We start from the raw sequence: 16,770 nt of genomic DNA, 5'->3' as shown, positions 1-16,770 counted from the left end.
TTACCCTAACTTGACATGGGTAGGGTGTGCCCATTAGGATTGAGACTGACCGGAAGGGACAAATGCCCTTAGGGAGGTCTCCTATGGAAAAGATCGACCGGCGCACTACCCTTAAGCTCATGGGCATGGGTGCGGCCTTGTTGGCCGCGGGTGGCCGGGGCCTGGCCCAGCAAGCCCCCACCGCCGACCAGCTGGTTAAGGGGAAGAATCCCAAGCTTATCGTCCTCTCCCAGCGTCCCATCGTTTTGGAAACCCCCTATGACCTCTTGGCCAGCAACCCGGAGAAAACCCCCAAGGACCTCCTCTACATTCGCAATAACGTGGACCTGCCAGGGTACAACACCGTGGAAGGAGCCAGCCCCCAGGGGTGGAAGGTAGAGGTGGGGGGCTTGGTGGACAAACCCTTCACCTTCGAAGCCAGCGAGCTCTTCGCCATGCCCCAGACGGAGGTCACCATGGTCCTCCAGTGCTCGGGGAACGGGCGTAGCCTCTTCCAACCCCGCACCTCCGGCAACCCCTGGAAGCGGGGTGGCGTGGGCAACGTAACCTTCCGCGGGGTACGCCTCAAGGACCTTCTGGCGGCCAAAGGGGTCAAGCTGGGCGAGAAGGCCTTTTTCATTACCGCCCACGCCAGCCGCCAGGGGAACGCCCCCGAGTTTGTTCGGAGCGTCCCCATCCAAGCCCTAGAGCATGCCCTCCTGGCCCTTTCCATGAACGGGGAACCCCTCCCTGCGGTGCACGGCGGTCCGGTGCGCCTGGTCTTCCCTGGCTACTTCGGCGTGAACAACGTGAAGTGGGTGGAGAAGATCGAGTTCACCGAGGCCGAGAACACCACCGCCGAGCAGATGCCCCGCTACCGGGTTCCCGCCATTCCCAACACCCATCTGCCCTTCCTGCCCCAGGAGCCGGGCAAGACCTACCCCTACAACTTCCAGAACTCCCGTCCCAACTGGCTGGTGTCCCTCAACAGCTTTATCTTTGCTCCCTTGGAGGGTAAGACCGTGCAGGGACCCTATGTGCGGGTGGAAGGGGTGGCCTTTAACGACGGCATCGTCCCCATCGTGAGCGTGGAGGTCTCCACCAACGGAGGCCGCACCTGGCACCAGGCTCAGCTGGCTACCCAGGGGAAGAGCTTCGGCTGGGTGCGCTGGCAGACCACCCTTTACCTCCGCCCCGGAGAGCACGAGGTCATGGCCCGGGCCTGGGATGCCACTGGCCGCAGTCAACCCCTGGACGGCAACATCGCCTGGAACGAGCGGGGCTATGAGTATAACGGCGTGATGCGGGTGAAGTTCACCGTGGCTTAACCCTTCCTCGCCCCTGGCCAAAGGCCAGGGGCTCTTTAGGCCGCAATCCATGTACCCATCGGGGGTAACATGCATAAATTGAGAAAAAGCCTTCTCCCCGTCAGCATCCTTATCCTAGGGTTCGCCGGTTACCTGGCCCTAGGGCAGTACACCCTCCCGGAAGGACCGGGAAAGGACCTGGTTCTGGCCAAGTGCCAAACCTGCCACGACATCGGCTTCGTGGCCAGGGAAAGGCTCTCCCGCGAGCGGTGGAACGCCATCATCGACGAGATGGTCACCCGTGGCCTACAGATAACCCCCGAGGAACGCTCCGCCATCTTGGACTACTTGGCCACCTACCTGGGCACGGAACCCCCACCCACTCCGCCCCAGGTCCAACCTGCGCCCACCCCCAAGACCGGGGCCCAGGTTTACGCCAACTGCGCAGGGTGCCACGGGCCCCAAGGAGAGGGCAATCCTCCCGCCTTCCCACCCCTCAAGGGGCATGTGGAGAAGCTCCTTAAGGCGGAAGGTGGCCGGACCTACCTGTTGCTGGCGGTACTTTACGGCCTCCAAGGCCCCATAAAAGTTGAGGGAAAGGAGTACGCCGGCATCATGCCCGGATTCGCTTGGCTATCCGACGAAGAGATAGCCCTGGTCCTGAATCACCTGGCAGGGTGGGGGGCTCCTCAAGGCTTCAAGCCCTACAGCCCCGAGGAGGTCAAGGCTGCACGGGCCAAGACTTTAAGCCCAGAAGAGGTGCTGAAACACCGGCAAGGACTGAAGCTGCCATGACGGGTACGGTAATCTCCCTCCACCTGGGGCTGGGCTCGGGGCTTCCCAAGCCCCGGGTGGAGGTCTTGGAACTGCTGGCGGACTTCGGGGCCAAAGGGGACCGGCATGCGGGTAAGGACCCCGACCGGGCCGTCCTGGTGGCGGGGCTTCCCGCCTACGAGAAGGCCAAAGGGGCGGGCATTGAGCTTCCCCTCGGGGCCTTGGGGGAGAACCTCCTTTTGGACCTGGATCCCCATGGGTTTCCCCCAGGTACCCGGTTAAGGGTGGGGGAAGCCCTTTTGGAACTCGCCCAGGTGTGCACGGTCTGCTCCAGCCTCTCCCAGTTTGACCTTAGGCTTCCCAAGCTCCTCTATGGGGGCCGCGGTCTTTACGCCCGGGTGCTGGAAGGCGGCCTGGTGCGGGTGGGGGACCCCGTGCGCATCCTGGTCACCGCCGAATAGGCCTTCCGCAAGAAGGGCCCCGGGGACCGGTCCCCGGGGCCCTTGCCTCTGGCTTAAACCCCCACCCGCTCGGGAACCCGGTAGGCCCAGTAGGTGGGTTTTTCCCCTTTGGGTTCGTTGAGGATTTCTATCCGCCCCTCGAGGCCCGCCTCCACCTCCTTAAGCTCCCTCAGGTAGTCCATGAAGCTTTCCGCATCGCTGAAACCGGTGTCTACCCGGTAACCCTGGGCCTCCTTGAGCACGGTGAAGCCGTCTCCGCCGTTGGCGATGAAGTTGTTCACCACCACCCGGTAGGTGGCCTCGAGGTCCAGGGGCACATAGCCCTTCTCCGTCTTCACCTCCACCCTCACCACCCGGTCGCCTGGGGCCCTGGAGAGGTCAAAGGCATAGCGGAGGCCGGAAACCTGGAGGAAGCGGCCTGCTCCCTGCTCCCACTGGGAAACCCCGTTCTCGAGGGCCGCCTTGATCTCCTTGCCCTTTAGGTCCATCACCACCAGGGTGTTGCCGAAGGGTAAAACCTCGTAGACCTTCCCCACGGTGATGGGGCCTTTGGGGATGCTGGTGCGGATCCCCCCGCCGTTTTGCAGGGCGATCTGCACCCCGGCATTCCGTGTCTTCCAGACCATACCGTCGGCGATGAGGTTGCCCAAGTTGCTCTCCCGCTTGCGCACGATGGCCCTTTCGCCGATGAGGTCCACCTTGGCCTGGGCGATCACCTGCCCCATGAGGGCCATCACGGGCTGGGCGTAGGCCAGAAGGGCCTCCTTGGCGAAGAAGTCCTCAGGGGAAACCTCGGGGGTCATGAGGAAGGGCTCGCCTTTGTAGGCAAGGAGCTCCCCCTTGGCGTCAAAGGTGACCTCCAAGAGGCCCACCACCTTCCCCCACTCCCAGGCCTGCACCACCAACACGTCCTTGCCCTCGGGGTTCTTCACCACCGTGGGGTAGGGCCCCGCCGGGGCGAGCTCCTTGTGGGGAAAGCTCCCCAAAAGGGTGTGGGAGTGGCCGCCCACGATCACCTGCACGCCCACGAGCCTCCTGGCCAGCTTCAGGTCCTCCCCGTAGCCCAGGTGGGAGAGGACCACGATCTTGTTCACCCCCTTTTTCAGCAGTTCGTACACCGCCTTCTGGGCGGTTTCATAGGGATCCAGGAAGTCCACGGTGGGCCCGGGGTTGGCGATCTCCCGGGTGTCCGGGGTGGTGAGGCCGATCACCCCCACCTTCTCACCCCCCACCAAGACCACGGTATACGGGGCAAAAAGCCCCTTAAGCCTGGGTTCCCGCTCCACCCCCACGTTGGCGGAAACCACCTTAAAGCGGGCGCCTTTCAAGAACTCCGCCAAGGGCCCCGGCCCCAGGTCAAACTCGTGGTTGCCCAGGGCCATCACCCGGTATAGGGCCCGGTGCATGAAGTAGCGGTCGGCGAGGCCCCGGTACTGGTTGAAGTACAGGGTGCCCTGGAAAACATCCCCGGCGTCCAGGAAGAGGAGGTTTTTCCGGCTGGCCCTAAGCCGGTCAAAGAAGGCGATGCGCTGGGCCACACCCCCCACCCTCACCTTCTTGCCGGAAAGGGTGAGCTCCATGGGCTCCAGGTGAGCGTGGGTGTCGTTGGTGTGCACCAGGGTGAGGGTGAACCCTCCCTGGGCCCGCCCCAAGCCCAGGCCCGCCAAACCTAAAGCTGCTCCTGCCTTCAATACCTCGCGCCGCTTATACATACCCGACCTCCAGGCTTCAGTCTACCCAAGGCCAGGTCAGCTTAGGGTCAGGAACCTCGAGGCCAGACCTTCCTTGACGGGTGACAGGCTAAGGCTTGACAGTGTGCATATATTTGCTGTACACTTTGCGCAATCTGCTGGGGGGAAAGGGTAAATGCCCGGCCTCAGCAGGTCAAGGGGGTCAAAAATGGCGTACACCAAGGCGGAAATCCTCAAGGCGCTTAAGGCGGAGAAGGTCAAGTTCCTCAGGCTCCAGATCATCGACATCCTGGGCGTGGTGAAGAACGTGGAGGTCCCCGAGTCCCAGTTTGAGAAGGCCCTGGACGGGGAGATCATGTTCGACGGCTCCTCCATTGAGGGCTTCACCCGCATCGAGGAGTCGGACATGCTCCTCAAGCCCGACTACAACACCTTCGTGATCCTGCCCGAGGCCCTGGAGGATCCCGGGCGGGGCCGGGTGGCCCGGCTCATCTGCGATGTGACCTACCCCGATGGCCGTCCCTTCGAGGGGGACCCGCGGTACGTGTTGAAGCGCCAGGTGGAGCGCCTTAAGAAGCTGGGCTTTGACAACATGTATGCGGGCCCCGAGCCGGAGTTCTTCCTCTTCCTCAGGACCCCCGAGGGCCTCCCCACCGTGGAAACCCACGACCGGGCGGGCTACTTCGACCTGGCCCCCATCGACAAGGGCGAGGAGGCCCGGCGGGACATGGTCAACGTCCTGGTGGCCATGGGTTTTGAGATCGAGGCCTCCCACCATGAGGTGGCCCCGGGCCAGCACGAGATCGACTTCAAGTATGCGGATGCCCTCACCACCGCCGACAACATCGCCACCTTCAAGTGGGTGGTGAAGAAGGTGGCCCTGAACCACGGCCTCCACGCCACCTTCCTCCCCAAGCCTATCCGGGGCATCAACGGCAGCGGCATGCACACCCACCTCTCCCTCTTCAAGAACGGGGAGAACGCCTTCTTCGACCCCAAGGCCGAGTACCAGCTTTCCAAGACCGCCCTCCACTTCATCGCCGGCCTTCTGGAGCACGCCGAGGGCATGGTGGCCATCACCAACCCCCTGGTGAACTCCTACAAGCGCCTCACCCCCGGGTACGAGGCCCCCACCAACATTGCCTGGTCGGCGGCCAACCGCTCGGCCATGATTCGCATCCCTGCCCGCCGGGGCGTGGGCACCCGGGCCGAGCTCAGGATGCCCGACCCCTCCTCCAACCCCTACCTGGCCCTGGCGGTCATGGCCGCAGCGGCCATCGACGGGATCGAGCGCAAGCTCCTCCCCCCGCCCCCCATCCAGCGCAACATCTACCACATGAGCGTGCGGGAACGGCGCAAGCACAAGATCCGCGAGCTTCCGGGCACGCTTCGGGAGGCCCTCGAGGCCCTGCGCAAGGATCCGGTGATCCGCGAGGCCCTGGGCGAACACGTGTATACCCACTTCCTCCAGGCCAAGCAGATGGAGTGGGACGACTACCGGGTCACGGTCCACCAGTGGGAGCTGGACCAGTACCTGGCCACGTACTGAGGGTGGGTATCGGGTCCCCCCTCCTAAAGGAGGGGGGCCTGACCCATTGGTCAGGCATAAACTTACGAGGGGGCATTGACAAGAACCGGTACCCCCCCCTTAGAATGGGGCCGCAACGCGAACGCGTGCTCTTAAGGAGGTGCTTATGAGGAAAATCGGCTTGCTGGTAGCAGGTGTAGCCGCCCTGGGCATGGCCCTAGGCCAGGCCAACGTCATCAAGATCGCCACCCAGTCTCCCCTCTCCGGCCCCCAGGCGGCCTTGGGCGAGCAGATCAAGCTGGGGGCAGAGCTGGCCATCGAGGAGGCCAAGGCCAAGTTCAAGGCCCTGGGCTTTGACCTGGTCCTGGTGCCCTACGACGACCAGGCCAACCCCGATGTGGGCGTGGCCAACGCCAACCGCATCATCAACGACCCCGACATCCTGGGCGTGGTGGGCCACTTGAACTCCGGCGTGGCCATCCCCTCCAGCGAGGTTTACGCCCGGGTGAACCTGGTCATGGTCTCCCCCGCCAACACCAACCCCCGGGTCACCGACCGCAAGCTCCCCAACGTGAACCGCATCTGCGGGCGTGACGACGTCCAGGGGCCTGTGGGGGCGGAGTACGCCTTCAACAACCTGAAGGTGAAGAACGTCTTCATCATCCACGACAAGACCGCCTACGGCCAGGGCCTGGCGGAGGAGTTCAGGAAGCGCCTCGAGGCTCTGGGCGGGAAGGCGGTGGCCTTCGTGGGCACCGAGGAGACCTCGAACTTCGTGCCCATCATCAACCAGATCCGGGCGGCCCGGCCCGTGCCCGAGCTCATCTACTTCGGGGGCATCTACAGCCAGATCGGCCCCTTCGTGAAGCAGCTCCGCGAGCGGGGGGTCAAGACCCGGCTCATGGGCGGGGACGGGCTGGACTCCAGCGAGTTCGTCCGCCTGGCGGGTAAGGAGAACGCCGCCGGCACCTTCTACACCACCGTGGCCGGCCCGGTTTCCGCCTTCCCCAAGGCCAAGGCCGTGGCCCAGCGCTTCAAGCAGAAGTACGGCAAGGACATGGAGGGCTTCGGCATCTACGCCTACGACTCCGCCAACGTGATCCTGGCTGCCCTCGAGGCCGCCATCAAGGCCGCCGGCGGCAAGAAGCCCACCCGGGAGCAGGTGGCTCAGGCGGTGCGCCAGGTGAAGATGGAAGGCCTGACCGGCACCATCGAGTTTGACGACAAGGGCGACAACAAGAAGGCCAAGTACTTCGTCATGCAGGTGGCCTCCACCGGCAACTGGGCCGACAACAAGCTGATCCGCGTCATCGAGATGGCCGCTCCAGGGGCCAAGTAAACTGGGATTCCAACCCAAGGGGGTGGCCTGAAGGCCACCCCCTTGGCCCGGAGAAAGGAGGCACCTTGCTGGAGCAAATCCTAGCCCTACTGCCCCAGGTGATCTTCGACGGGTTCATCCTGGGCTTCGTCTACGCCATGGTGGCCCTGGGCTACACCATGGTCTACGGCGTCTTGGAGCTCATCAACTTCGCCCACTCCGAGATCTTCATGATCGGGGCGGTGGTGGGGGTGGAGGTCTTCCGCTACCTGGCCCCCCAGGTGGAAAGCGGCTTCCTGCTCCTCCTCCTCGCCCTAATCCTGGGCGGGGCGGTGGCGGGGATCACCGCCATCCTGGTGGAGCGCTTCGCCTACCGCCCCTTGCGGGCCCGGGGCACCACCAACCGCCTGGTACCCCTCATCACCGCCATCGGGGTTTCCTTCATCCTCCAGGACCTGGTGCGCTTCATTGAGGGCCTTTGGCACAACGAGTTCTTCCTGCGCATGCGCACCGTGGAGGACCTCGAGGGCTCGGTGAGCCTCTTTGGCGGGGCCATCTTCGCCCAGACCAAGTCCTTCATCCTCATGGGGGTTTCCATCCTCATGCTGGTGGGCCTCACCTACCTGGTGAACCGCACCAAGCTGGGGGTGGCCATCCGCGCCGTGGCCCAGGACCTCCACACCGCAAGCCTCATGGGCATAGACCCGGACCGCATCATCTCCCGCACCTTCCTCATCGGGGGATCCTTGGGGGGTGTGGCCGGGGTGCTCTTCGCCCTGCAGTACACCACCATCACCCCCTACGTGGGGTTCCTGCCCGGCATCAAGGCCTTCACCGCAGCGGTGCTGGGGGGTATCGGCAACATCCCGGGAGCCATGCTGGGCGGGCTCGTGCTGGGGCAGCTGGAAAACTTCTTCGGCACCTACCTTCCCATCCTCACAAACGGCAACTTCGGCACCGAGTATAAGGACGTGGTGGCCTTCCTCATCCTGATCTTCATCCTTCTGGTCCGGCCCCAAGGCCTTTTGGGACAGGTGGTCAAGGAGAAAGTATGAACGCCCTCTCCTTCCTTCTCAGCCTGGCCTACCTAGGCCTCGCCTTCCTGGCTCCAAGCCCGGTAAGCCATCTCTTCGGCCTGGCGGCCTTAGGGGTTACCGCCTTCCTGCGGCTTTCCCCCACCTGGCGAACCCTGAACCTGGCCCTCCTCACCCTGGCCTTCACCGTGGGCCTCATGCGCTCGGGGAACACCCTGGGCCTCATCGGCCTGGTGGGGATCCTGGTGGCCCTCACCACCCTGCCCCGGATCCCCACGGGAATCCGCGTGCTCCTGGCCCTGGCCATCCTCCTCCTTTCCGTGCCCCTGGCGGGCTTCGCCAACACCTTCGTCTTTGAACTGGGCATCCAGATCGGCATCTACGCCGCCATGGCCCTGGGGCTCAACGTGGTGGTAGGGATGGCGGGGCTCCTGGACCTGGGCTACGCCGCCTTCTTCGCCGTGGGGGCCTACACCTGGGCCATCTTCGGCAGCGAGCAGGCCAAGAACTTCATGCAGGGGAACTTCCCCCTCCCCGGCGAGTACATGTACCTCTTCATGGGGATCGCCATCGTCACCACCGCCCTAACCGGTCTGGTCATCGGTCTTCCCGCCCTTAGGCTTCGCGGGGACTACCTGGCCATCGTCACCCTGGGCCTGGGGGAGGTGGTGCGGATCCTGGCCAACAACCTGGACCACCCCATCAACTTCACCAACGGTCCCCAGGGGATCACCCCCGTGCAACGCCCTCCCATCGACTGGTTCCGGCAGCTGATGGCCACCCTGGGGGTGCACCTGGACCGGACCACCGATTACCAGCTTTTCTTCTACTTCCTGGTCCTCCTCATGATCGGGCTGGTGGTGCTGGTGAACGTGAACCTGGCCAACTCCCGCTTCGGCCGGGCCTGGGTGGCCATCCGCGAGGACGAGGTGGCGGCCCGCTCCATGGGCATCCCCCTCCTGCCCACCAAGCTCCTGGCCTTCATGACCGGGGCCGCCTTCTCCGGGGTGATGGGGGTGATCTTCGCTGCCCAGCGCACCTTTGTATCCCCCGAGTCCTTCACCCTTTTGGCCTCCATCACCATCCTGGGCATGGTGATCCTGGGAGGGATGGGATCCATCCCCGGGGCCATCCTGGGCGCTGCGGCCCTCACCATCCTCAACCTGGATGTACTCAAGACCTTCAGCGAGTTCGTGCGCACCAGCCTGCCCCAGATCCCCAACCAGGTGGATCCCGCCAAGTACGAAAGGTTGGTCTTCGGCCTTATCCTGGTGCTGATGATGATCTTCCGCCCGGAAGGCCTCATCCCTGAGAAACGCCACAAGGCGGAGATGGAGGAAGCATGAAGGCCCTCGAGGTCACCCAGGCCACCAAGCGCTTCGGCGGTCTGGTGGCGGTGAACGACGTGAGCCTCAGCGTGAACCAGGGGGAGATCTTCTCCGTCATCGGCCCCAACGGAGCGGGCAAGACCACCTTCTTCAACCTCCTAACCGGCATCTACCCTCCCGATGAGGGAAGGATCCTCCTATTCGGGAAGGACGTGACCGGCCTACCCCCGGACCGGATCGCCAAGGAAGGGGTAGGGCGCACCTTCCAAAACATCCGCCTCTTCGGGGCCATGACCGTGCTGGAAAACCTCCTGGTGGGCATGCACATCCACATCCACGTCCCCTACTTCCATGCGGTATTCCGCACCCCCCTGGCCCGCAAGGAGGAAAAGCGGGCCGAGGAGGAGGCCAAGAGGCTTTTGGAGTACGTGGGCCTCCTCCACCGCAAGGACGAGCTGGCCAAGAACCTGCCCTACGGGGAGCAACGGAAGCTGGAGATCGCCCGGGCCCTAGCCCTAAAGCCCAGGCTCCTCCTCCTGGACGAGCCTGCGGCGGGCATGAACCCCCGGGAAACCGAGGAACTCCAGGCCTTCATCCAGCGCCTGAGGGAGGAGCTTGGGATCACCATCGTCCTCATCGAGCACGACATGCGCCTGGTCATGCGGATCTCCGACCGCATCGCCGTGCTGGAGTACGGCTCCAAGATCGCCGAGGGAACCCCGGAAGAGGTGCGTACCAACCCCAGGGTCATCGAGGCCTACCTGGGCAAGGGGGCTGCGGGAGGTGCGGCATGAGCCTTCTGGAGCTTAGGGACGTCCACACCTACTACGGCCACATCCACGCCCTCAAGGGCATCTCCCTGAGGGTGGAGGAGGGGGAGATCGTGACCCTCATCGGCTCCAACGGGGCGGGCAAGAGCACCACCCTGCGCACCATCAGCGGTTTGGTCAAGCCCCGACAGGGGGAGGTCCTCTTCCAGGGAAGACCCATCCACCGCCTCCCCGCCCACCAGATCGTGGCCCTGGGGGTAGGCCACGTGCCCGAGGGGCGGAAGATCTTCCCCCGCCTCACCGTGGAGGAGAACCTGGAGATCGGGGCCTACCTGGAAAACGACCGCAAGGTGGTGCAGAAACGCAAGGAGGAGGTGTTTGCCCTCTTCCCCCGCCTCTACGAGCGCCGGGCACAGAAGGGGGGCACCCTTTCGGGCGGGGAGCAACAGATGCTGGCCATCGGCCGGGCCCTGATGCAAAACCCCAGGATCCTCCTCATGGACGAGCCCTCCATGGGCTTAGCCCCGGTGCTGGTGGATTTCATCTTTGAAACCATCCAGAAGCTGAACCAGGAGGGCAAGACCATCCTCTTGGTGGAACAAAACGCCCGCCTGGCCCTGCAGATCGCCCACCGGGGCTACGTCCTGGCCACGGGGGAGATCACCCTGGAAGGCCCGGCCCGCGACCTGGCGCAAAACCCCGAGGTGCAGAAGGCCTACCTGGGAGAAGGTTAGGCCGCATCCCTTGCCTTATACCCAGGCTTGCGCTCCCTTATGGGAGCGCTTTATACTTGGTCCGGATCAAAGGGGAATACCCCGGAAAGGAGAGGTATGAAGAGGAAAATCCTTCTCGGCCTTGTGGTCGCCCTGGGCCTGGGGCTTGCCCAAAAAACCCTGGTCTTCGGCTCCAACGGGGAGCCGGTGAGCCTCGAGCCCGGCAACATCACCGACGGCATCTCCATCTACGTGCAGCGGCAGATCTACGACACCCTGGTGGACTTTAAGCCCGGCTCCACCGAGGTGACCGCTGGGCTGGCCACCAGTTGGTTCAGCTCCCCGGATGGCAAGGTCTGGACCTTCCGCCTGCGCCAGGGGGTCAAGTTCCAGGACGGCACCGAGCTGGATGCGGAGGCGGTCAAGTTCAACATCGAGCGCTGGTGGGACCCCAAGAACCCCACCCGCATCGACGCCGCCGCCCGGTACGAGATCTGGCCTGAGCTCTTCGGAGGGTTCAAGGGGGATCCCGGCTCCATCCTGAAGGATATCCAGGTGGTGGACAAGTACACCATCCGCTTCATCCTTAACCAGCCCTTCCCCGCCTTCCCTGCCGCCATCGGCTCGGGCTACTTCGGCATCGCAAGCCCCGCCGCCATCAAGAAGGATGGGGCCAAGTACGGCTCCCCCACGGGGAGCGCCGTGGGCACGGGCCCCTTCCGCCTGGTGGAGTGGCGCCCCGGGGAGCAGGTGGTCCTGGAAAAGAACCCCACCTACTGGAAGCAGGGCTTCCCCAAGGTGGACCGGGTGGTCTTCCGGGTCATCAAGGACCCCGCCGCCCGCCTGGCGGCCCTGAAGGCCGGCACCATTGACTTCACCACCGACATCCCCCCCGCCAACCTCAAGGACCTCGAGGCGGACCGCAACCTGGACGCCGTCTTCCGTCCCTCCTTCAACGTGGGCTACCTGGCCCTGAACCCCTCCCACAAACCCCTCTCCGATCCCCGGGTCAGGCAGGCCATCGCCATGGCGGTGAACAAGAAGGCCATCGTCCAGGCCTTCTGGGGCAAGCTGGGGCTCACCGACGGCCACTTCACCCCGCCCTCCATGAAGGCCTTCCAATCCCCCAAGGTCACGGACTTCGAGTTCAACCCGCAGAAGGCCAAAGCGCTCCTGGCGGAGGCCGGGTACCCCAACGGGTTTGACCTGGAGCTTTGGTACATGCCCGTCTCCCGGCCCTACTTCCCCACCCCCAAGGAGATCGCCGAGGCCATGGCCGCTGACCTCTCCGCCATCGGCATCCGGGTCAAGCTCCAGACCAAGGACTGGGCCAGCTACCTGGCGGACCGCAAGAAGGCCCCTGGCTTCCAGGCCTACATGCTGGGCTGGACCGGGGATTACGGTGACCCGCAGAACTTCTACGATCCCCACTTCGCCTGCCCCATCGCCGACCTCTTCGACAGCGCAGGCAAGCCCCTTTGCGTGAAGGAGCTCGGCGACATCCTCACCAAGGCCGCCACCACGCCGAACCTCGAGGAGCGCAAGCGCCTCTACCAGCAGGCGGACGAGATCACCTTCAACCTGGCCCTGCGCATCCCCATCGTCCACTCCCAGCCCCTCCTGGCCAAGCGCAAGAACATCTCCGGCTGGGTGCCGAGCCCCTTGGGTTCCGAGTCCTTTGAGAGCATAGAGAAGCGCTAAGCGCTTCCGCCCCGGACCCCCTGCGGGGGGTCCGGGCTTTTTGAGGCGGACAAATGTGGAGCTACGTTTTGCGACGCCTGCTGGGCTTGGTCCCCGTCCTCTTCGGGATCACCCTTTTGGTCTTTCTGTTCCTGCAGCTCATCCCCGGCGACCCCGCCCAGGCCATCCTCGGGGAACGGGGCACCCCGGAGCAGCTTGCCGCCCTTCGGGAAAAGCTCGGGCTCAACAAGCCCCTATACGTCCAGTACCTCACCTTTGTCAAGAACATCCTCACCGGGGACCTGGGCACCAGCGCCGTGTCCACCATTCCCGTGGCCGAGGAGCTGAAAAGGCGCTGGCCCGCCACCTTTGAGCTGGCCCTGGCCGCCACCTTGGTGGCGGTGATCTTTGGAATCCCCGTGGGCATCCTGGCGGCGGTACGGAAAAACAGCCTTCTGGACACGCTTTCCATGAGCCTCTCCCTGGTGGGGGTTTCCATGCCGGTCTTTTGGCTGGGCCTCCTCCTGGTCTATCTCTTCGCCGTGAACCTGCACTGGTTGCCCACGGGGGGAAGGCTTTCCACCGACTTGGCCATAGATTTCCGGCCCATCACCGGTTTCCTGGTCCTGGACGGGATGCTGGCCCTGAAACCCGAGGTCCTGATGGATGCCCTCAGGCACCTGATCCTCCCCGCCCTCACCCTGGGTACCATCCCCTTGGCCATTCTCACCCGCATCACCCGGAGCGCCATGCTGGAGGTGCTCTCCCAGGATTACGTGCGCACCGCCAGGGCCAAGGGTTTGGCGGAGCGCCAGGTGATCCTGAAGCACGCCCTAAAGAACGCCCTCCTGCCCGTGGTCACCATCGTCGGCCTGCAGTTCGGTACCCTTTTGGGCGGGGCCATCCTCACGGAAACCATCTTCTCCTGGCCGGGCATAGGCTCCTACATCTACGAGGGCATCCTCAACCGCGACTACCCCGTGGTCCAGGCCGGGGTGCTGGTGGTGGCCACGGTCTTCGTCCTGGTCAACCTCCTGGTGGACCTCTCCTACGCCCTTTTGGACCCTCGCATCCAGTACAGGTGAACCCATGGAAACCCCCACCCGTCAGGCTCTTCGGCGTTTCCTGAAATCGCCTTCCGGCAAGGTGGGCCTGGTTTTGACCCTCTTCCTGGTCCTTCTGGCCCTGTTCATCCCCTTGCTGAAGCCCTATGACCCCACCACGGACCGGGACTACCTGAACCGGCTCAAGCCCCCCACCCTGGAACACCCCTTCGGGACTGACCACCTGGGGCGGGATGTCTTCACCCGGGTCCTCCACGGAAGCCGCATCTCCCTCCAGGTGGGCGTGATCTCGGTAAGCATCGGCCTTTTCCTGGGTACCCTCCTGGGCCTCCTGGCCGGGTTCTACCGGGGAAGGACCGAGCTTCTCATCGGCTGGCTTGCCGACCTGCTCCTGGCCTTTCCCGGAACCCTTTTGGCCATCGCCATCGTGGCGGTTTCCGGCCCCAGCCTGCAAAACGCCATGCTGGCGATCGGCATCGTGCAGGTGCCCGTCTACATCCGCCTGGCCCGCTCCATGGTCCTCTCCTTAAGGGAGCTGGACTTCGTGCAGGCGGCCATCGCCCTGGGGGCGGGGAATGGACGGATTCTCTTCCGCCACATCCTCCCGGGTACCCTGGCCCCCCTGGTGGTGCAGGCTACCTTGTCCATCGGCACCGCCACCCTCGAGGCGGCCGCCTTGGGCTTTCTGGGCCTTGGGGCCCAGCCCCCTGCTCCCGAGTGGGGAGCCATGATCGCCGACAGCTTCAAGGGAGGCTACGCCATGAACGCCCCCTGGACCATGATCTTCCCGGGGCTTTTCATCATGCTCACCGTTTTGGCCTTCAACCTCCTGGGGGATGGCCTCAGGGACGCCCTGGACCCGAGAAGCCGCTAAAGGCTAAAGGCGGCCTTAAGAAGGAAGCAAGCTCCAAAGGGGTATCATGGAACCATGAGAAAAGGCTTCCTCTTTCTCCTGCTCTTTTTGCCTCTCCTCAGCGCCTGCGAGCTTCTGGAAGGCACGGGCTACCGGGTGGCCGAGGCCCAGCTCCTCTTCCCTGAGGCCACGGAGCGCTGGACCTACTTCTACGGGGAGCCCCGGGAGGTCCGGCTCGGCACCCAGGTCCTCCGCCTGGAAAAGGCCTCGGGGGAAAGCCTCTGGGCGGTGCCGGGAGCCCTTTGGGTGGGGGGAAATCCCGTGCTCAGGGAGGTGGGACCTGCCCTCCGCCCCTTGGCCGAGGCGGTGCGGGGAATCCAGGGAAGCCTCCTCGAGGTCCGGGCCCAGGCCAACCTGCGCGCCACCTGGTTCTACGACGGGGTAGGCTGGGTCAGGCTTACGGGGAGCCTGAGGGAAGGGGAAAGCCGGAGCCTGGTCCAGCCCGCCCAGTACCAGACCCCGGACCTCTACGCCTTCACCGGGACGGAAACCCAGGTCCTCCTCCGGGAGATCCTGGCCCGGCGGGGGGGAAGGCAGGTGGTGGTCTTTGAGCTTTCCGATCCCGTCTTAAGGCCCCTGGCCTTTGACCCCATCCCCGATGGTTACCGGGTGGGGGCTCTGCAGGTGCAGTACGGGCTTAGAGTGGAGGTGGTGACCCCACCCCCTCCCGCCTACCGCATCCTGGAACGCGGGGCCAATGCCGCCTACCAGGAAACCGAGCCCAAGGCCTTTCTGGCCAACAATCCCACCCGCTTCGCCGAGGTCTGGAACCTGGTGGTGGCGAACCGCATCCCCCCGCCCACCCGCCCCTAGCGTGGACTTCCGCACGAGGAGCGTGGCCGCCTTCTTCTGGGGCTTGAAGCCCACCGGAGGGTATGGCCTCGAGGTGGTGGGGGTTACCTATGCGGGCGGAACCGCCCGGGTCATCCTGAACCTGCAAAGCCCACGGCCCGGGGCCATCGTCACCCAGGCCCTCACCAGCCCGTACGTGATCCTGGAGCTGGAACGGGTGAGCCGCGTGGTCTTCACCGACCCTTCAGGGCGGGTCCTGGCCGAAGCGCGGGAGTAGCCTACCCCTTAAGGCGCCCACCAGGTACAAGGAGCCCGTGGCCAAAACGGGAACGCCATCCCCTTGCGCCGCCTTGACGGCCTCCCCCAAGGCCTCCCAGGGATCCTCAAAAAAGGGTTCCCCAAGCTCCCTTCCCAAGGCCCCCTCCCCCGCCCGGGTGTAGCGGACGCTTCTGGCCTTGGGAAGGAGGTGGGCCAGAACCCCCTTCACGTCCTTCCGGGGAAAGGCCCCAAAGACCAGATGGTAGGCGGAAAGCTCCCGGCTAAGGGCCAGGGCTGCCGGGGGATTGTGGGCTCCATCCAGGTACACCTCCACCCCCTCCAAAAGGAAGCGCTCCAGCCGGCCTGGATGCCTTGCCTCCCGAAGCCCTTGGGCAATGGCCTCCTCGGGGAATCCGAGGAGCCTCAAGGCCGCTGCCGCCAGCCGGGCGTTCTCCTCCTGGAAGGCCCCCTTCAGGACCGGTGGCGCAGGCAGGGCAAAAAGAGGGTCCAGGGGGTCCAGAAGGTAAAGGGGGCTTCCCCGGGTGCGGGCCACTTCCCGCACCACCTCCAGGCCTACCCCCCTGGCCCCGGTGACCACCGGCACCCCTTTGCGGAAGGCTCCCGCCTTTTCCCGGGCCACGGCCTCCAGGCTCCCCCCCAGGGCCTCCAGGTGGTCCTCTCCCACGTTGGTGAGCACGGTGAGGGCCACCCGGGGAAGGATGTTGGTGGCATCCCTCTCCCCTCCCACCCCCGCCTCCACCGCCGCAAAGGCCACGCCCCGCTTTTGGAAATGCTGAAAGGCCAAGGCGGTGGCGAGGTCAAAAAACCCCGGGGGCTCGGGCCAGGCCTCCCCCCTGGCCCACACCACGAACTCCACCACCTCCTCCTCGAGGATCCACCCTCGGTGGGTGCGGATCCTCTCCCGGAAGTCCATGAGGTGGGGGCTGGTATAGGCTCCATAGGGAAGCCCTGCGGCGCGGAAGGCCGCCTCCAGGTAGGCCACCACGCTTCCCTTTCCGTTGGTGCCCAGGACGTGCACCGCCTGAAAAGCCTCCTCCGGGTGCCCGAGGCGTTCCAGGAGGGTCCTAATCCGGCTTAGGCCCCGCTCTCCCTGGCGGCGCTGGGCGAAGAGCCACCCCGTGGCCTCCCGGTAGGTCATG

General features: G+C 64.8%; 14 protein-coding genes and 1 pseudogene. 13 read left to right on the top strand and 2 right to left on the bottom strand.

Annotated features, from left to right (window positions below; translation table 11 throughout):
• Positions 1–83 precede the first annotated feature (83 nt).
• From TNMX_RS07490 to TNMX_RS07480, 3 genes are all read left to right on the top strand, one after another.
• Positions 84–1,307, top strand: coding sequence for a sulfite oxidase (locus tag TNMX_RS07490; protein ID WP_038030939.1), 1,224 nt, complete (start codon positions 84–86; stop codon positions 1,305–1,307).
• Positions 1,308–1,376: 69 nt separating this feature from the next.
• Positions 1,377–2,081, top strand: a complete 705-nt coding sequence (locus TNMX_RS13320) for a c-type cytochrome (RefSeq protein WP_038030937.1) — start codon at positions 1,377–1,379, stop codon at positions 2,079–2,081.
• Positions 2,078–2,521: an MOSC domain-containing protein gene (locus TNMX_RS07480; RefSeq protein ID WP_038030934.1), complete on the top strand. Its 444-nt coding sequence runs from the start codon at positions 2,078–2,080 to the stop codon at positions 2,519–2,521. The genes TNMX_RS13320 and TNMX_RS07480 overlap by 4 nt, the downstream gene beginning before the upstream one ends.
• Positions 2,522–2,574: 53 nt before the next feature.
• Here TNMX_RS07480 and TNMX_RS07475 read toward each other — a convergent pair whose 3' ends face one another.
• Positions 2,575–4,233 carry a bifunctional UDP-sugar hydrolase/5'-nucleotidase gene (locus TNMX_RS07475; protein ID WP_038030931.1) on the bottom strand — a complete coding sequence of 553 codons (1,659 nt, stop codon included), beginning with the start codon at positions 4,231–4,233 and terminating at the stop codon, positions 2,575–2,577.
• Between the two features lie 187 nt (positions 4,234–4,420).
• On the opposite strand from TNMX_RS07475, the gene glnA reads away from it, so the two are divergent.
• From glnA to TNMX_RS07425, 10 genes and pseudogenes are all read left to right on the top strand, one after another.
• A complete protein-coding gene (glnA, locus tag TNMX_RS07470) occupies positions 4,421–5,761 on the top strand; it encodes a type I glutamate--ammonia ligase (protein ID WP_038030928.1) in 1,341 nt (446 codons plus the stop codon).
• A gap of 145 nt (positions 5,762–5,906) precedes the next feature.
• The gene (locus TNMX_RS07465; protein WP_038030926.1) at positions 5,907–7,079 is read left to right on the top strand and encodes a branched-chain amino acid ABC transporter substrate-binding protein; all 1,173 of its coding nucleotides are present in this window, start codon (positions 5,907–5,909) and stop codon (positions 7,077–7,079) included.
• A 65-nt stretch (positions 7,080–7,144) separates the two neighbouring features.
• Entirely contained in the window at positions 7,145–8,113 is a 969-nt protein-coding gene (locus TNMX_RS07460) for a branched-chain amino acid ABC transporter permease (RefSeq protein ID WP_038030924.1), read from the top strand.
• Positions 8,110–9,438, top strand: a complete 1,329-nt coding sequence (locus TNMX_RS07455; protein WP_015716421.1) for a branched-chain amino acid ABC transporter permease — start codon at positions 8,110–8,112, stop codon at positions 9,436–9,438. The genes TNMX_RS07460 and TNMX_RS07455 overlap by 4 nt, the downstream gene beginning before the upstream one ends.
• The gene (locus TNMX_RS07450) at positions 9,435–10,214 is read left to right on the top strand and encodes an ABC transporter ATP-binding protein (protein ID WP_015716420.1); all 780 of its coding nucleotides are present in this window, start codon (positions 9,435–9,437) and stop codon (positions 10,212–10,214) included. The genes TNMX_RS07455 and TNMX_RS07450 overlap by 4 nt, the downstream gene beginning before the upstream one ends.
• Positions 10,211–10,924: an ABC transporter ATP-binding protein gene (locus TNMX_RS07445; RefSeq protein WP_015716419.1), complete on the top strand. Its 714-nt coding sequence runs from the start codon at positions 10,211–10,213 to the stop codon at positions 10,922–10,924. Before TNMX_RS07450 ends, TNMX_RS07445 begins: the two co-directional genes overlap by 4 nt.
• 96 nt (positions 10,925–11,020) lie before the next feature.
• Positions 11,021–12,604 (top strand): ABC transporter substrate-binding protein, encoded by a 1,584-nt coding sequence (locus tag TNMX_RS07440; RefSeq protein ID WP_015716418.1) that lies wholly within the window; start codon positions 11,021–11,023, stop codon positions 12,602–12,604.
• Positions 12,605–12,657: 53 nt separating this feature from the next.
• A complete protein-coding gene (locus tag TNMX_RS07435) occupies positions 12,658–13,668 on the top strand; it encodes an ABC transporter permease (protein WP_015716417.1) in 1,011 nt (336 codons plus the stop codon).
• 4 nt (positions 13,669–13,672) lie between these two features.
• The gene (locus TNMX_RS07430) at positions 13,673–14,521 is read left to right on the top strand and encodes an ABC transporter permease (RefSeq protein WP_038030921.1); all 849 of its coding nucleotides are present in this window, start codon (positions 13,673–13,675) and stop codon (positions 14,519–14,521) included.
• A gap of 54 nt (positions 14,522–14,575) precedes the next feature.
• Positions 14,576–15,629: pseudogene (locus TNMX_RS07425) on the top strand (protease complex subunit PrcB family protein).
• Here TNMX_RS07425 and TNMX_RS07420 read toward each other — a convergent pair.
• Positions 15,597–16,769, bottom strand: coding sequence for a folylpolyglutamate synthase/dihydrofolate synthase family protein (locus TNMX_RS07420; protein ID WP_038030919.1), 1,173 nt, complete (start codon positions 16,767–16,769; stop codon positions 15,597–15,599). The pseudogene TNMX_RS07425 and the gene TNMX_RS07420 sit on opposite strands and share 33 nt — an antisense overlap.
• Position 16,770 lies beyond the last annotated feature (1 nt).

The sequence above is a fragment of the Thermus sp. NMX2.A1 genome (assembly GCF_000511705.1).
Taxonomy (GTDB): Bacteria; Deinococcota; Deinococci; order Deinococcales; family Thermaceae; genus Thermus; species Thermus scotoductus.
The sequence above is the reverse complement of the archived record's forward strand: the minus strand, read 5'-3'. Positions and strand labels throughout refer to the sequence as shown.

Bases quoted from the DNA above. Each gene is read 5' to 3' on its own strand.
- TNMX_RS07480 (WP_038030934.1), top strand. From the start codon at position 2,078: ATGACGGGTACGGTAATCTCCCTCCACCTGGGGCTGGGCTCGGGGCTT.
- TNMX_RS07435 (WP_015716417.1), top strand. From the start codon at position 12,658: ATGTGGAGCTACGTTTTGCGACGCCTGCTGGGCTTGGTCCCCGTCCTC.
- TNMX_RS07490 (WP_038030939.1), top strand. From the start codon at position 84: ATGGAAAAGATCGACCGGCGCACTACCCTTAAGCTCATGGGCATGGGT.
- TNMX_RS13320 (WP_038030937.1), top strand. From the start codon at position 1,377: ATGCATAAATTGAGAAAAAGCCTTCTCCCCGTCAGCATCCTTATCCTA.
- TNMX_RS07420 (WP_038030919.1), bottom strand. From the start codon at position 16,769: ATGACCTACCGGGAGGCCACGGGGTGGCTCTTCGCCCAGCGCCGCCAG.
- TNMX_RS07475 (WP_038030931.1), bottom strand. From the start codon at position 4,233: ATGTATAAGCGGCGCGAGGTATTGAAGGCAGGAGCAGCTTTAGGTTTG.
- TNMX_RS07445 (WP_015716419.1), top strand. From the start codon at position 10,211: ATGAGCCTTCTGGAGCTTAGGGACGTCCACACCTACTACGGCCACATC.
- TNMX_RS07455 (WP_015716421.1), top strand. From the start codon at position 8,110: ATGAACGCCCTCTCCTTCCTTCTCAGCCTGGCCTACCTAGGCCTCGCC.
- TNMX_RS07440 (WP_015716418.1), top strand. From the start codon at position 11,021: ATGAAGAGGAAAATCCTTCTCGGCCTTGTGGTCGCCCTGGGCCTGGGG.
- TNMX_RS07465 (WP_038030926.1), top strand. From the start codon at position 5,907: ATGAGGAAAATCGGCTTGCTGGTAGCAGGTGTAGCCGCCCTGGGCATG.
- glnA (WP_038030928.1), top strand. From the start codon at position 4,421: ATGGCGTACACCAAGGCGGAAATCCTCAAGGCGCTTAAGGCGGAGAAG.
- TNMX_RS07430 (WP_038030921.1), top strand. From the start codon at position 13,673: ATGGAAACCCCCACCCGTCAGGCTCTTCGGCGTTTCCTGAAATCGCCT.
- TNMX_RS07450 (WP_015716420.1), top strand. From the start codon at position 9,435: ATGAAGGCCCTCGAGGTCACCCAGGCCACCAAGCGCTTCGGCGGTCTG.